Annotated in this window: 16 protein-coding genes; 2 read left to right on the top strand and 14 right to left on the bottom strand. The window is 61.7% G+C overall.

All coding sequences use genetic code 11. The features are described 5' to 3' along the window. Positions 1-8 precede the first annotated feature (8 nt). The 5 genes from NKJ12_RS26420 to NKJ12_RS26400 form a co-directional block, all read right to left on the bottom strand. The gene (locus tag NKJ12_RS26420) at positions 9-1,046 is read right to left on the bottom strand and encodes an endonuclease/exonuclease/phosphatase family protein (protein ID WP_352706071.1); all 1,038 of its coding nucleotides are present in this window, start codon (positions 1,044-1,046) and stop codon (positions 9-11) included. Between the two features lie 80 nt (positions 1,047-1,126). Beyond that, positions 1,127-2,629 carry an AMP nucleosidase gene (locus tag NKJ12_RS26415; RefSeq protein ID WP_352647263.1) on the bottom strand — a complete coding sequence of 501 codons (1,503 nt, stop codon included), beginning with the start codon at positions 2,627-2,629 and terminating at the stop codon, positions 1,127-1,129. Between the two features lie 85 nt (positions 2,630-2,714). Continuing rightward, complete coding sequence (locus NKJ12_RS26410; protein ID WP_352706069.1) at positions 2,715-2,909, bottom strand: hypothetical protein; 195 nt, start codon at positions 2,907-2,909, stop codon at positions 2,715-2,717. Between the two features lie 30 nt (positions 2,910-2,939). Further along, positions 2,940-3,092 carry a hypothetical protein gene (locus NKJ12_RS26405; protein WP_023718367.1) on the bottom strand — a complete coding sequence of 51 codons (153 nt, stop codon included), beginning with the start codon at positions 3,090-3,092 and terminating at the stop codon, positions 2,940-2,942. Between the two features lie 206 nt (positions 3,093-3,298). After that, positions 3,299-3,643: a DUF2147 domain-containing protein gene (locus NKJ12_RS26400; RefSeq protein WP_254819976.1), complete on the bottom strand. Its 345-nt coding sequence runs from the start codon at positions 3,641-3,643 to the stop codon at positions 3,299-3,301. 459 nt (positions 3,644-4,102) lie between these two features. Here NKJ12_RS26400 and NKJ12_RS26395 point away from each other — a divergent pair, with 459 nt between their 5' ends. Continuing rightward, positions 4,103-4,369: an SEL1-like repeat protein gene (locus tag NKJ12_RS26395; RefSeq protein WP_352706067.1), complete on the top strand. Its 267-nt coding sequence runs from the start codon at positions 4,103-4,105 to the stop codon at positions 4,367-4,369. 375 nt (positions 4,370-4,744) lie between these two features. Continuing rightward, positions 4,745-5,866 carry a branched-chain amino acid ABC transporter substrate-binding protein gene (locus NKJ12_RS26390; protein ID WP_254819977.1) on the top strand — a complete coding sequence of 374 codons (1,122 nt, stop codon included), beginning with the start codon at positions 4,745-4,747 and terminating at the stop codon, positions 5,864-5,866. An 82-nt stretch (positions 5,867-5,948) separates the two neighbouring features. Here NKJ12_RS26390 and NKJ12_RS26385 read toward each other — a convergent pair whose 3' ends face one another. The 9 genes from NKJ12_RS26385 to NKJ12_RS26345 all read right to left on the bottom strand — a co-directional run bounded on the left by NKJ12_RS26385 (position 5,949) and on the right by NKJ12_RS26345 (position 13,762). Further along, complete coding sequence (locus tag NKJ12_RS26385) at positions 5,949-7,934, bottom strand: acetyl/propionyl/methylcrotonyl-CoA carboxylase subunit alpha (RefSeq protein WP_352706065.1); 1,986 nt, start codon at positions 7,932-7,934, stop codon at positions 5,949-5,951. A 49-nt stretch (positions 7,935-7,983) separates the two neighbouring features. After that, positions 7,984-8,394 (bottom strand): hypothetical protein, encoded by a 411-nt coding sequence (locus tag NKJ12_RS26380; RefSeq protein ID WP_352706063.1) that lies wholly within the window; start codon positions 8,392-8,394, stop codon positions 7,984-7,986. Between the two features lie 70 nt (positions 8,395-8,464). Beyond that, entirely contained in the window at positions 8,465-8,995 is a 531-nt protein-coding gene (locus NKJ12_RS26375; protein ID WP_352690007.1) for an O-acetyl-ADP-ribose deacetylase, read from the bottom strand. 1 nt (position 8,996) lies between these two features. Continuing rightward, positions 8,997-10,604: a carboxyl transferase domain-containing protein gene (locus NKJ12_RS26370; RefSeq protein ID WP_352690006.1), complete on the bottom strand. Its 1,608-nt coding sequence runs from the start codon at positions 10,602-10,604 to the stop codon at positions 8,997-8,999. 4 nt (positions 10,605-10,608) lie between these two features. Next, positions 10,609-10,992, bottom strand: a complete 384-nt coding sequence (locus NKJ12_RS26365) for a type II toxin-antitoxin system VapC family toxin (RefSeq protein ID WP_352480311.1) — start codon at positions 10,990-10,992, stop codon at positions 10,609-10,611. Continuing rightward, positions 10,989-11,381 carry an AbrB/MazE/SpoVT family DNA-binding domain-containing protein gene (locus tag NKJ12_RS26360; protein WP_352690005.1) on the bottom strand — a complete coding sequence of 131 codons (393 nt, stop codon included), beginning with the start codon at positions 11,379-11,381 and terminating at the stop codon, positions 10,989-10,991. The genes NKJ12_RS26365 and NKJ12_RS26360 overlap by 4 nt, the downstream gene beginning before the upstream one ends. Positions 11,382-11,462: 81 nt before the next feature. After that, entirely contained in the window at positions 11,463-12,626 is a 1,164-nt protein-coding gene (locus tag NKJ12_RS26355) for an isovaleryl-CoA dehydrogenase (RefSeq protein WP_352690004.1), read from the bottom strand. A 48-nt stretch (positions 12,627-12,674) separates the two neighbouring features. Beyond that, positions 12,675-13,337 (bottom strand): TetR/AcrR family transcriptional regulator, encoded by a 663-nt coding sequence (locus tag NKJ12_RS26350; RefSeq protein ID WP_352690003.1) that lies wholly within the window; start codon positions 13,335-13,337, stop codon positions 12,675-12,677. A gap of 146 nt (positions 13,338-13,483) precedes the next feature. Beyond that, positions 13,484-13,762 (bottom strand): acylphosphatase, encoded by a 279-nt coding sequence (locus NKJ12_RS26345; RefSeq protein ID WP_352690002.1) that lies wholly within the window; start codon positions 13,760-13,762, stop codon positions 13,484-13,486. Positions 13,763-14,002 lie beyond the last annotated feature (240 nt).

Below are 14,002 nucleotides of genomic sequence, written 5' to 3'. Positions count from 1 at the left end.
GCGGATTTTCAGCTTCGCGTCCCGCCAGGCAGCGCTGCAAGCGCGGTCGCCGTCTGGTGCTCGTCGAGCGGCTTTTGTTCATGCGACCGTAGCGAAAACTCCACCAGCACCGGCAGATGGTCTGAGCCGGTGTCCTCAAGGGTCGACGCCGAACGGATAACGATGGCGCCCTTGCTGAAAACCTGGTCGATCGGCAGTCCGGCGAAGCGCAGGAAATCCGGCAGCTTTCTGTAGAGCCAGGTCGGCCCGACCGACGGCATTACAGTCAGCTTGCCAAGCGATGCGACGCGCCGGACGGCGGCGCTCCATGGCGCTGCGTTGCAGTCGCCCGCCAGGATCGACGTCTCGCCAAGCGAGGCGATTTCGTCAGACAACCCTCCAATCTGCCGTGATTGGTTGTGCGGCCATGGCCAGGTGAGGTGGATGGCGCCGACATCGACGTCGGTTCCGCCGAAATCGACCGTGGCGATCGCCATTGCGCCGCGGCTGTCGCAGTGCGGCGCTGTGCCTATGGCAAACGGTCGTCTGGACAGCAGCGCAACGCCGAACACGCCATTGGGATACGGGCAGAGGATCCGGTAGGGATAAGCGCTGGACAGCAGCCCAAGCTTTGCCTTCCACATCTCGGACACCTCTTCGAGGGTGATCACATCGGGCTGGGTCCGGCCGATCAGCGACAGCACCTTCTCAGGCGTTGGATTGTTGAACCTGAGGTTCATCTGCAGCAGGCGGTAGACCGGCTCGTCACCAGGTTTGGCTTCGTAGGCGGCCTGCACCTGCCATAGCCGCGAAAGCGGCAAGGCATTCGACGTGGTGGCAAAGGAGGCTACCGCAAACAGCAAGGCGGCCGCAGCCTGCAGGCGAAACGAGGTGGCGAGCAGGGGCAGCGCGCAAAGCGCCATCAGCACCGAAAAATGGACGCGGAAATGAGCAAAGGAATCGAGGGCCGGATGCAGCGATCCGAAAAACCCGGCCACCAGCGCGGCCGAGAGTGCAAGCATTGCGACGAATGCCAGCGCAACCGTCATTTCCCGAATACGTGCCATCGCTTTGTCTATCGGCAGAAGTGCGGCTCAATCAAGATGACGAAATGTCCTGACCCGGACCGACACATGCGATTCGGCATTTACTGGAAGGCCGTTTCCGAAAAGCTCCTGAGCTTACGCGAATGCAGTCGCTCCATCGGCATTTCAGCCAGCTTCTCCATCGCCCTGATGCCGATGGTCAGATGCTGCGCCACTTGCCGCTTGTAGAACTCGGTCGCCATGCCGGGCAGCTTCAATTCGCCATGCAGCGGCTTGTCGGATACGCAAAGCAGCGTGCCATAGGGAACCCGGAAGCGGAAGCCGTTGGCGGCGATCGTTGCCGATTCCATATCGAGCGCGATCGCCCGCGACTGCGACAGCCGCTGCACCGGCCCGCGCTGGTCGCGCAGCTCCCAGTTGCGGTTGTCGATGGTGGCGACGGTGCCGGTGCGCATGATGCGCTTGAGGTCGTAGCCGGAAAGCCCGGTGACCTCGGCGACCGCTTCCTGCAGCGCCACTTGGATTTCAGCCAGCGGCGGGATCGGCACCCAGACCGGAAGATCGTCGTCGAGGACATGGTCTTCCCGAACATAGGCGTGTGCCAGCACATAATCGCCCAGCGCCTGCGTGTTGCGCAGGCCAGCGCAATGGCCGAGCATCACCCAGGCATGCGGCCGGAGCACCGCAATATGGTCGGTGATGGTCTTGGCGTTGGAAGGGCCAACGCCGATATTGACCATGGTGATGCCGCCATGATTCGGCTTCTTCAGATGATAGGCCGGCATCTGCGGCAGGCGAGGGGGCGCAGCACCCTCACCAGGCGCGCTGTCGCCCACTTTGGTCACGATATTGCCCGGCTCGACGAACTCTACATATCCGTCACCGCCATTGGCCATCAATTCGCGTGCACGGGCGACGAATTCGTCGATGTAGAACTGGTAGTTGGTGAACAGCACGAAGTTCTGGAAATGCTGGGGACTGGTCGCCGTATAGTGCGACATCCGATGCAGCGAATAGTCGATCCGTTGTGCCGTGAACGGCGCCAGCGGCCGTGCCTCGCCCAATCCCACTTCAAATGTACCGTTGGCGATCTGGTCGTCGGTGCCGTCGAGATCCGGCACGTCGAACAGGTCACGGATCGGCCGTTTGATGCGTTCCGCAGCGGAACCGTCGACATGCGTGCCTTCGAGAAAGGCGAAATGCAGGGGGATGGGAGTGGTCGATTCTGAAACCGTGACCGGAACGCCGTGGTTGCGCATGATCAGCCGAAGCTGTTCGGTGAGATAGCTCTCGAAAAGAGCAGGCTGGGTGATTGTGGTTGAGAAATGCCCCGGCGTCGGCATGTGACCATAGGCCTGCCTCGAGTCGATCTGGGTGAACGAACTCGTGGTGACGCCGATCTCCGGATAGAAGGCCCGGTAGCGTTTGTTGTTGTCGCCGCCCGCTGCGAGCGCGGCAAATGAATCGCGCAGGAACTTTGTGTTGCGGTCGTAAAGCACCTGCAGGGCCGCGACCGCCTTCTTGGCGTCGTTGAAGCTCTGTCGGCCAAACGGCTCCGGCGTGACGACCGATTCAATGGCTTGGGGATAGATTCGCTTTTCCATGACCCAATATAGAGAGTTGGGCGCGCAGTTGGGAGGGGGTAAGGCGGTCTCAAAACGCGCTGTCGGCGGTTTTCTTTCCGGCGGCCTAGCCTCGCCGCAAGCTGACCAGCAGCACAAAGCCGACGCTGGCCTTTCTCAGCGCAGGCGCCTCGATGGTCGAACCGGAATCGGCGCGCATCGTCGGCACGGCCAGGACCGGGGCCGCCAGAACCGTCAGGATGAGTGCCGTCCGCGGCAGAAGCCGAAGGATCTTGACGACATTGGCGGTGAGGCGGGTCATGGCGTGGGTTTCAATATCTCGCTGTCGGGTTCAGTGGCGAAGCTGGTTCGGGCAACCGAGCCGGCAGGAAATGGCCACATCCCAGGCGCGGGCCGGCCGGCCGGCTTCGGCGACAAGGACGGCGAACAACATGCCGAACAGGCTCATCAGCAGGCAGACGATGGTGAAGCGGCGGGCAAGCATCGCGCGGTGTCTCCTTCAACACGCATGACAATGCCTTGCCCAGGCTGAACCGGCTCTGATGCCGGCGTTCATCTGGGGTTCAAAATGGTTGATGATCTCTGGGCGGGCCGCCTTGAAAGCAGTGACCTATGGCGAGCCGCGGCTGCGAGACCGATATATGAAAACGGGGCCGACTGGCCCCGCGCACCCCGGCAGGAATGGCACGATCAGAGCTTGTGCCAGGTCTGGCTCTTGCAGATCAGCCCGCCCAACACGCAGCCGCTCATCTTGAGCGAACTGCCGGAAAGCGAAGCCTTGCCCGAATAGGTCTTGTCGGTTTCGGGGTCGGTTATGGTGCCGGCATATTTGTTGTCGCCGGCCACCTTCAGTGAACCTATGTTCTTGCCGGCAAATTTGCCGGATTTGAGCGTAATCGAAAATGCCCCGCCGCCACCCGAAATGGCGGCAGTCGCTCCGGCTTGCGTTTTCCAATTGCCTTCGATCGGATCGGCCCATGCCGCGCCGGTCATCATTATTGCGGCCGCGAGGGCCAGGCTCACGTGTCGAAACATGTCTTTCCTCCCTCAGGCAAGTCCAATCGGGCTCCGTCCCGGCCGTCTGCCCCTTACGCAAACGTAAGCTAGTCCAGCTCCCGGAAAAACAAAAGCGGTGCCGCGACGGAACGGTTGCGGGTTTTTGCCCGCTCCCGAACGGCCGCGCCGGCGAAAAATGAAACGGGCCGCACACGTCTTTGTCTTCTGTGGTTAGCCGAGTCTTGATCCGCGCCTCGCAAGTTTTCTTCAAATTTTGTGCAAACTGGCGCAGTTGCTGGCTTTGTATCCTTAACGAATTTTCGCGTTTACCTCTTGTTTTAGCTTTGTTTTCCTCAAATTAAGCACGCCATTTAACGACGGATTCAAGCCTCCGCGGCATTCTCGAAAGCATCGAAAGAGCGGCCGCCCCCGAAGGTAATCAAGGACACCGAGGGACAGACGGAGACAGCTCTCGGGAGCCAGAACAGGGGATTTGAAATGGCACGTTTTGAAATGCTTGAAGCCGGCTTCGGCGCCATGGGGGCAACTGCCCAGGCCGATATTCTTTTCGAGTTGGGCATGATGTATGCGACCGGCCGCGATTGCGAGACCGATGTCGTCGCCGCCCACAAATGGTTCAACATCGCCGCGATCAAGGGTTCGGCCCGCGCCGCGGAACTGCGTTCTGAATTGTCGGCCGCCATGTCGAAAGTCGAGATCGCCAGTGCGCTGCGCGAAGCCCGCGAATGGATGACGATGCACTGAATTCGCCGACACTGAGTTCACTGACAGGGACGCTTCGGGTCAAGGCCGCGCAGACGGCTGGCCCCGAAAAAAAGAGGCCGCGCAAGATGGCCGACCAAGTCAAAACCAAGAACACAGCAGGCTGATCAGGCCGAGCCGTGCAACAGACAGGGAAGGCCAGCAGGTTCCGGCGCGGATGCGCCGGCAAGCTCAATGGCAAAAGCCGCGACCGGCCGGAACAGGGCTGGCGCGGCTTTGTCTTTGGGACCGCATGTTACAGGCCCAATCGAGCGCCGACGATGCGTCTAGACAGCTCCGGCGAAGGATGAAATTCTCCCGCCACTCTGGAAGAGGCGCGGCCGGGCGGCTGCGCGAGAGTGGAGGAGTTATGTTACCATGAAGAAATTCAGTATTTTGAGCGCAGCCATATTTGGCCTGATGATGACCGCGCCGCTCGCCTTCGCCGACGACATCACCTTTTCGGTGGTCGGACCGATGACCGGGCAGCTTGCCACCATCGGCGATCAGTTCAAGCAAGGCGCGCAAGCCGCCGCCGACGCGATCAACGCGGCTGGCGGCGTCGACGGTCGCCAGATCAAGCTCGACATCGAGGATGATCAGTGCGATCCGAAGCAGGCGGTTTCGGTCGCCAACCGCATCATCGCCAATGGTGTCAAGTTCATCGATGGTCACGCCTGCTCGGGCTCCAGCATCCCGGCCTCCGCTGTCTACGCAGAAGCCGGTGCGCTGATGATGAGTCCGGCTTCCTCAAACCCGGTGTTGACCGACGCAGCGGCGAAGGCCGGCTGGCCGACGATCATGCGCCTCTATACGCGCGACGATGCGCAGGGCGCTTTTATTGGTCCCTGGATCGCCAAGAAATATGCCGGCAAGAAAGTCGTCATCCTGCACGACAAGAGCGCCTATGGGCAGGGCGTGGCCGATGCCGTGAAGGCAACGATGAACCAGAACGGTCTCAATGAAATCCTCTACGAGGGCATCAACGCCGGCGAGAAGGACTATTCCGCGCTCGTTACCAAGCTCAAGGAGCTGAAGGCTGATGTGGTCTATTTCGGCGGCTATCACCCCGAAGCCGGCCTCATCCTGCGCCAGTCGGCGGAGCAGAACCTCAAGTTCCAGTTGATCATGCCGGACTCGATCGCTTCGCCGGAATTCTGGCAGGTTGCCGGTCCGGCCGGCGAAGGCACCATGTTCGTCTTCCCATCGGATCCGCAGTCGAAGCCCGAAGCCAAGGAAGCTATCGCCAAGATCAAGGCCGGCGGCTTTGTGCCGGAGGGCTTCACGCTGTTTTCCTATGCCGTGATCCAGGCATTCGCCGAGGGCATCAAGCGCGCCGGCAGCGACGACCCGGCCAAGGTCGCCGAGGCGTTGAAGAACGGCCAGCCGATCAGCACGGTTGTCGGGCCGGTCACCTTCGACGAGAAGGGCGACCTCAAGAACGCCAGCTACGACATCAACCAGTGGCATGACGGCAAATACGCGCCGATCCAGCCCTGATAGAACTATGTTGTAATTGAAAATGGCCGGGTCGAACCTGGCCATTTTCATCTTTGCGGTGCCTTTTGTGACGCGCTCGGGGTCACTTCGTGGATAAGGAAACTGCGGTCAGCTGTGGTTCCTCGGCAAAGCGAACCAGCACGGTTCCGTCTGTGACCTGCGCGCCTTCGGCGGCGATCTCGGCGATAAGCCCGTCATGGGGCGCGGCAATGGTGTGCTCCATCTTCATCGCCTCCAGTATCAGCAGCGGCTGGCCCTTGATCACGGCCTCGCCTTTTGCCGCACGCACCAATTTGACCAGGCCCGGCATCGGCGCGCGCAGGCTGCCGGAAGCGGCGGCTTCGTCGGCTCGCGCCAGCGGGTCCGGCACGGCAAAATCGTAGCCGATAGCGCCCTCGAAGACGGTGACGTGGCCCGGCCAGCGGGCGAGGCGAGGGGCGGTACGGAGATCATGCGAATTGACGCTGTCATAGGGCGCTTCCAGCGCCACCTCGAACCGTCTGTCCGGCCGCACCGACACGCGCGCGGCGATCTCCTGCTCGCCAAACTTCAGCAGCATGCGCCGCACTACAGCGTGGAAATGCGCATAGCCGGCCAGCGACAACCAGGGATCGTCCGAGGACGGCAAGTCGCGCGCACCGGAAGCAGCAAGTGCCGCGGCGGCAATTGTCTCACCGCTCGGCGGCGCAACCGCCGTCAACGCCTGCTGATGCCTGGAGATCAGGCCGGTATCGATATCGCCCGCCGCAAAAGCTGCATCAGCGGCCAGCGCGGCAAGAAAGCCAGTGTTGACGGTCGAGCCGGCGATTTCGGTCTGCGACAGCGCCTCGCCAAGTGCCGTGAGCGCCGCCCGTCTGTCCTTGCCATGGACGATCAGCTTGGCGATCATCGGGTCGTAAAACGGCGAAATCGCATCGCCGGCGCGCACGCCAGTTTCGATGCGCATGGTCGCACCTTCCGGTGCTGGCTGCGGAAATTTCAAATGGTGCAAGGTGCCGGTCGCCGGTAAAAACCCTCTTGCCGCGTCCTCGGCATAGATGCGCGCCTCGAAGGCGTGGCCGGAGAGCGCGATCTCGCTCTGCGTCTTCGGCAGTTTTTCGCCGGAGGCTACCCGCAACTGCCACTCGACCAAGTCGATGCCGGTGACCATTTCGGTGACGGGGTGCTCGACCTGAAGGCGGGTGTTCATTTCCATGAACCAGAAACGGTCGGCCTTCAGACCTTGCGAGGCATCGACGATGAACTCGATGGTACCGGCGCCGGAATAGTGGATTGCCTTTGCGGCTTTCACCGCCGCCTCGGTCATCGCCTTGCGCAGTGCCGGCGTCATGCCGGGGGCAGGCGCCTCCTCGATCACCTTCTGATGGCGGCGCTGCGCCGAGCAGTCACGTTCGTGAAGATGTACGGCGTTGCCGAAATTGTCACCAAACACCTGCACTTCGATGTGGCGCGGCTTGTCGACATATTTTTCCACCAAGACGCGGTCGTCACCGAACGCGGCTTTCGCCTCGCGCCGCGCGCCCGACAGTGCTTCCGAAAAATCATCGGGATGCTCGACACGCCGCATGCCCTTGCCGCCGCCGCCGGCGCGCGCCTTGATCAATACGGGGTAGCCGATCTCGCGCGCCTTGGAGGCGAGCAACACGATCTCCTGCGCTTCGCCATGGTAGCCCGGAACGACAGGCACGCCGGACTTTTCCATCAGCCGCTTGGCCGCGTCCTTCAGTCCCATGGCACGGATCGAGGCCGCCGACGGCCCAATGAAGATCAGCCCAGCGGCGGCGACCTGGTCGACGAATTCGGGGTTTTCCGAAAGAAAGCCGTAGCCCGGATGGATGGCCTCGGCACCTGTGGCCAAGGCCGCTGCAATGATCTTGTCGCCGCGCAGATAGCTTTCGTTGGCGGGAGAGGCGCCGATATGCACCGCTTCGTCGGCCATTTCGACATGCAAGGCGTGAGCGTCGGCATCGGAATAGACGGCGACGCTGCGCACACCCATCCTGCGTGCCGTGCGGACCACCCGGCAGGCGATCTCGCCACGGTTGGCGATCAGGATCTTGGCGAACATCGGGCCTCCCGGATTTGGCGCGGGCAATCCCGGATCGGCGTTTGCCCGTCTACTTCGAAGCCGCGATCTGACAGTTGCCGCTGGCCGCCACCTTGTAGTACGCCCGTGCGCTCTGGCAGGATTTCATCGCCATGGCCTCTGCCGCCTTTTGCGACGAGGCATTGCAGTGAGCGCCACACAGGACGTAACCGTCCCTGACCCGCACGAAAGATGTCGTGGCGTATGCCGAATGGCCGCTTGCAGCGACATAGGCCTTGTAGGCCTTGGTGCATTCGTCCTTGGCGCTGCCAGGCAGAAGTGGTGAAAAGCGCTTGTCGCCTTCGCTTCCGGCCAGCGATCCCGCCGCGCCCGTGCCTGGTGCAGCTAATATAAGTAACCCCGAAAGTATTGCGGCAGTAGTTTTCTGGAAAAGTTGCTGTTTCACCTTCGCCCAAGCCCCATTGACGTTGAAAAACAGCAATAGCCGCAATTTTTCTGTATGGCCAGTTGGATGATTGAAAATGGGTCTGCAGATTTCTCATGGCTGTGGATCACGCTTTGCCGAGTGCAGCAACGGCCCGCTGATACAATTCGGCCGTCGGCTCGTCGAAGCAGCAGAAAATGACGGTTTCCGGAACGGTGTTCTGGCCGATGAAGGCGCTCACGGTCCCGACTGCAATTTGCGTCGCCTGATCCTTCGGGTAGCGGTAGGCCCCGGTCGAGATCGCTGGAAACGCCACCGTCCGGCAGTCCTTTGCGGCGGCGATTTCGAGCGACCGGCGATAGCAGGAGGCGAGCAGTTCGGCTTCTCCTTTGCTGCCACCTTGCCAGACCGGCCCGACCGTATGAATGACGTAGCGCGCGGGTAGCCTGTAGCCCTTGGTGATTTTTGCGTCTCCGACCTTGCAGCCATGCAAGGTCCGGCATTCTGCCACAAGCTCGGGGCCGGCCGCGCGGTGGATAGCGCCGTCGACGCCGCCGCCTCCGAGAAGAGAGGTGTTGGCGGCGTTGACGATGGCGTCGACCGCCAGCTTCGTGATGTCGCCGGTTTGAATACGAATCCTCTGGCCGATTTCGCTCATCTCACATCCTGAACACGCCGAACCTTGTCTCTTCGATCTCGGCGTTGAGCGCGGCCGAAAGGCTGAGCGCCAGCACCTCGCGGGTCTTGGCCGGGTCGATGATGCCGTCGTCCCAGAGCCTTGCCGACGAATAGAGCGGGTGGCCTTCATGCTCGTATTTCATAAGGATCGGCTTCTTGAATTTCGCCTCCTCCTCGGCGCTCCATTCCCCGCCCTTGCGCTCGATGCCTTCGCGCTTGACCATGGCCAGCACCGTTGCCGCCTGCTCGCCGCCCATCACCGAGATGCGGGCATTCGGCCACATCCACAGGAAGCGTGGCGAATAGGCGCGTCCGCACATACCGTAATTGCCGGCGCCGAACGAGCCGCCGATGATCACGGTCATCTTCGGCACCTTGGCCGTTGCGACCGCCATGACCAGCTTGGCGCCGTCCTTGGCGATGCCGCCGGCCTCGTATCTCCGCCCGACCATGAAGCCGGTGATGTTCTGCAGGAAAATCAGCGGGATCCTGCGCTGGCAGCACAGCTCGATGAAATGCGCGCCCTTTAGCGCGCTTTCCGAAAACAGCACGCCATTGTTGGCGATGATGCCGACCGGCATGCCGCTGAGATGGGCAAAACCGGTGACCAGCGTGGTGCCATAATTCTGCTTGAACTCATCGAATTCGGAGCCGTCGACGGTGCGGGCGATTACCTCGCGTACGTCATAGGGCTGGCGCAGATCCGTCGGCACGATTCCGTAGAGTTCATGTGGATCGTGAAGCGGCGGAATCGATTTCTGTAAGGCAAGGCTTACAGTCTTGTTCCGATTCAGGTTTTTGACGATACGCCGGCATATGGCCAGCGCATGCTCGTCGTCGAGCGCATAGTGGTCGGCAACGCCGGAAAGCCTTGTGTGCACGTCGGCGCCACCGAGGTCCTCGGCGGTGACGTCCTCGCCGGTGGCCGCCTTCACCAGCGGCGGGCCGCCGAGAAAGATGGTTGCCTGGTTGCGCACCATGATTGTCTCGTCCGACATCGCAGGCACATAGGCGCCGCCGGCAGTGCACGACCCCATGACGCAGGCGATCTGCGGAATGCCGGCGGCCGACATGTTGGCCTGGTTATAGAAGATGCGGCCGAAATGATCGCGGTCGGGAAACACCTCGTCCTGATTGGGCAGATTGGCGCCGCCGCTGTCGACCAGATAGACGCAAGGCAGATTGTTCTGCAGCGCGATTTCCTGTGCACGCAGATGCTTCTTCACTGTCAGCGGATAATAGGTGCCGCCCTTCACCGTGGCGTCGTTGACGACGACCATCACTTCGGTGCCTTCGACGCGCCCGATGCCGGCGATGAGACCGGCCGACGGGATGTCCTCGCCATACATCGACCATGCCGCGAACTGGCCGATTTCGAGGAAGGGCGAGCCGGTATCAAGCAATTGGGCGAGGCGTTGCCGCGGCAGGAGCTTGCCGCGGGAGACGTGCCGCTCGCGCGCATCTTCCGAGCCGCCGCGTTCGACCGTGGCCGCTTTCTCAGCAATATCGGCGACCAGCGCCCGCATGCGCTCGGCATTGGCGCGGAAAATATCGGAGGCGGGCGAGATCTGCGAGTTGAGGGGGGCCATGGCGCTACCGGATCAGCTCGATCTTGCAGCCGACATCGAGGTCGCTCCAATCGCGATCAGCGGTGACGGCAATGGCGTTCTCGCGAATAGCCAGCGCGAGGCAGGCCCGATCGCCCAACGACAGGCCGCGATGCCGCGTCAGTTGGCGAAGCTGCCCGGCGGCGATGCCCATCGCTTCGTCGAAAACGGCGATCGGCATGCCGAGACTGGCGAGGTCGTCCGCGGCCTGTTCCATGCTGCGTCCCTTGTCGATCAGCTTGGCAATGATTTCGGCCGCATTGACCGAACTGCATTGTGCATCCGGCGCGAACCCCAAAGCACTATCGGTGCCTTGCTCGTTGAGCAGGATTGCGAGTGCCGCCGAACTGTCCATGACGTAGGGCTTCATTTCGCCCGCTTTCCTGTCGTCCCTTCGGCGTGAAGCCGGTCGAGACGCTTGTCGCTTCGACGCTGCTCTTCCCGCCGCTCTTTCAGAAATTCGTCGACGACGCTTTCACCGGGCTGTTTCAGCGCCGACAATTCGGCCTGGACGCGCCGCAGATTCTGCAGCCACGATCTTACCCGCAGCTCGCCGTTTTCGACATGCAGGATCATCTCCTCGCCAGGCTTCACGCCCATCTCCTCGCGCATCGCAGCAGGGATGACGAAGCGCCCGCCCTCGCCAAGTTTAACACGCTCGCGTTTCGCCGGAACCCTAAGTGGCGTTTTGCGAGCGCTGGCATCGAACTGTGCTTGCGGATCTTCGTCAAATCCGGACTTTCCCGTTCTGTCCGCCATGGTTCGTCTCGCTAGGTTGTGGCACATAGTCCGAAATATGCCACATCGCATGGCTTCTGGCAAAAGTTCAAAAGGATGCCATTAGGCGCTCTCCGCCATGATTTCCCGCCCGATCAGCCAACGACGGATTTCGCTGGTGCCGGCGCCGATCTCGTAGAGCTTGGCGTCGCGCAGCAGCCGGCCGGTCGGGTAGTCGTTGATGTAGCCATTGCCGCCCAAAAGCTGGATGGCCTCGAGCGCCATCAGCGTCGCCTTTTCGGCGGCGAAGAGAATACAGGCGGCAGCATCCTTGCGGGCCGTCTCACCGCGATCGCAAGCGGCGGCCACGGCATAGACGTAGGCGCGCGCCGCGTTCATCGTCGCATACATGTCGGCGAGCTTGCCTTGCACCAGCTGGAATTCGCCGATCGGCTGGCCGAACTGCTTGCGCTCGTGCACGTAAGGTATCGCCACGTCGAGGCACGCCGCCATCAGCCCGATCGGCCCGCCGGCCAGCACGGCACGTTCGTAGTCGAGGCCCGACATCAACACCTCGACGCCGCGCCCTTCCTCATGCAGCACATTGTCGAACGGGACTTCGACATTCTCGAACACCAGCTCGCCGGTGTTCGAGCCGCGCATGCCAAGCTTGTCGAGCTTTTGCGCAACCGAAAAACCGGCAAAGGCCTTTTCGACGATGAAAGCGGTGATGCCGCGCGAATGGAGTTCCGGATCGGTCTTGGCATACACGACCAGCGTCTCGGCATCCGGTCCGTTGGTGATCCACATCTTGGTGCCGTTGAGCACATAGCGGTCGTTGCGCCTTTCCGCGCGCAGGCGCAGCGACACGACGTCGGACCCGGCGCCGGATTCCGACATTGCCAGCGCGCCGACCTTTTCGCCACTGCACAGCGAAGGCAGATATTTTTCCTTCTGCGCCTGCGTCGCCCAGCGATTGATCTGGTTGACGCAGAGGTTGGAATGGGCGCCGTAGGAGAGGCCGACCGAGGCGGAGGCGCGCGAAATCTCCTCCATCGCCACGACGTGGGCGAGGTAGCCCATGCCGCTGCCGCCGAAATCGGGATCGGCGGTGATGCCGAGCAGGCCAAGCCCGCCGAGCTCCACCCACAGATGCGCCGGGAATTCGTTCGACCGGTCGATCTCGGCGGCTATCGGCGCGATTTTCTCTTGGGCGAAGCGCCGCACCAGGTCGCGCAGCGCCTCGACATCTTCGTCAAGCCCGAAGTTGAGCGTATGCGTGTACATGCCGTTCCTCCCGGCGCACGACCCCGAAAATCGGGATCATGCGCGAAATCAAAGTGCTAGAGCGTCCTTTGCGCGCTCGAATGAACGCACGGCGCCGGAGCTCGTTGTCGCGCCATCGTTCTTTGCTCCAACAAGGCGCATTGTCATTGCTAGATATGTAGCGGTGACTTCGGCGATCGACAGCCGTTCGCCCGGCCGGAACCAGACGATGACGCCGGTCATCATCTGGATCAGCGCCATGGCGGTGAGCCCTGTGTCTTCGATGCTGAATAAGCCCGCTTCGACGCCGTCGCGCAGGATGGTGCGCAGCTCCTTCTCGTAGGCCGTGCGCATGCGCAGGATCTGCGTGAGTTTTTCGTGCGACAGGCTGCGCAGCTCCATGTTCGAGACATGGGTGGAATGGCGGCGTTCGATATGGAAAGCGATGTGGTTTTCGACATAGGCGGCAAGCCGCGTTGCCGGATCGGCGCCGACAGGGCGTGTTGCGCGCCACGCCTCGATCAAGCCTTCCATATGCTCGCGCATCAGCGTGAACAGAAGGTCCTGCTTGGTCGGGAAGTAGCGGTAAAGCGCCGCTGCCTGGACGCCGACTTCGGCCGCCAGCTGGCGCATCGACATCGCTTCGTAGCCGAGACGCGCAATCAGGCTGACCGCCGCCTCGCGGACCGCAGCTTCGGTCTTTTCTCCGTGAGAACCGGTCGTACGCGCCATGAGAAACCGCCTTTTACGACGTAATAAAACAAACGTTCAATTAATTCAAGGACCGAAGCATTCGGGCAGGGCAATGGCTTCAGGTTTGCTCTCTCTGCACCCTGGAGATTTTGTCCGATGGAAGCAATGAGCAGGATCATGCCTTGCTAGGCAATAATCCTGAAACCCGCGGACGTGTTGCGTGCCTCGATGTCCTCGACATCGACCTTCGAAACTGCTGCCCCTGCCGGCCCTTGCCAAAGTCGCTCAATCATCGTCGAGACCGCCGCCCCGGTTCCTGCAATCAAGGCTGTCACCGAGCCGTCAACTTCGTTGCGCACCCACCCGGCGAGGCCAAGCGCCGACGCCTCGCGCCGCGCCCAGACCCGGTAGCTGACGCCTTGCACCTTGCCATATATGCGTACTTGTACAGTGCGGTCGGTCATCGCGCTGTCCATCCTCTGAGTCGAGTCTGGCGCATCGCCGTGCAAATTCAACCACGCTGCCGCCAGTCAGCCACATAGGGCCTGTTGCGTAATTCGCTGATTGTGATTCTCTGAGACGAAGCTCGGAGGGAATCGCGATGGCAGTGAAGCAGATAGGCCAGTTGAGCTTGGCGGAGGCTTTTCTGGGCGGCAAGTTGGCTGGCGGTTCTTCACCGCTTGATCGATTGTCGGGTCTGGTGA

Source organism: Mesorhizobium sp. M0195 (assembly GCF_040322115.1).
Taxonomy (GTDB): domain Bacteria; phylum Pseudomonadota; class Alphaproteobacteria; order Rhizobiales; family Rhizobiaceae; genus Mesorhizobium.
The sequence above is the reverse complement of the archived record's forward strand: the minus strand, read 5'-3'. Positions and strand labels throughout refer to the sequence as shown.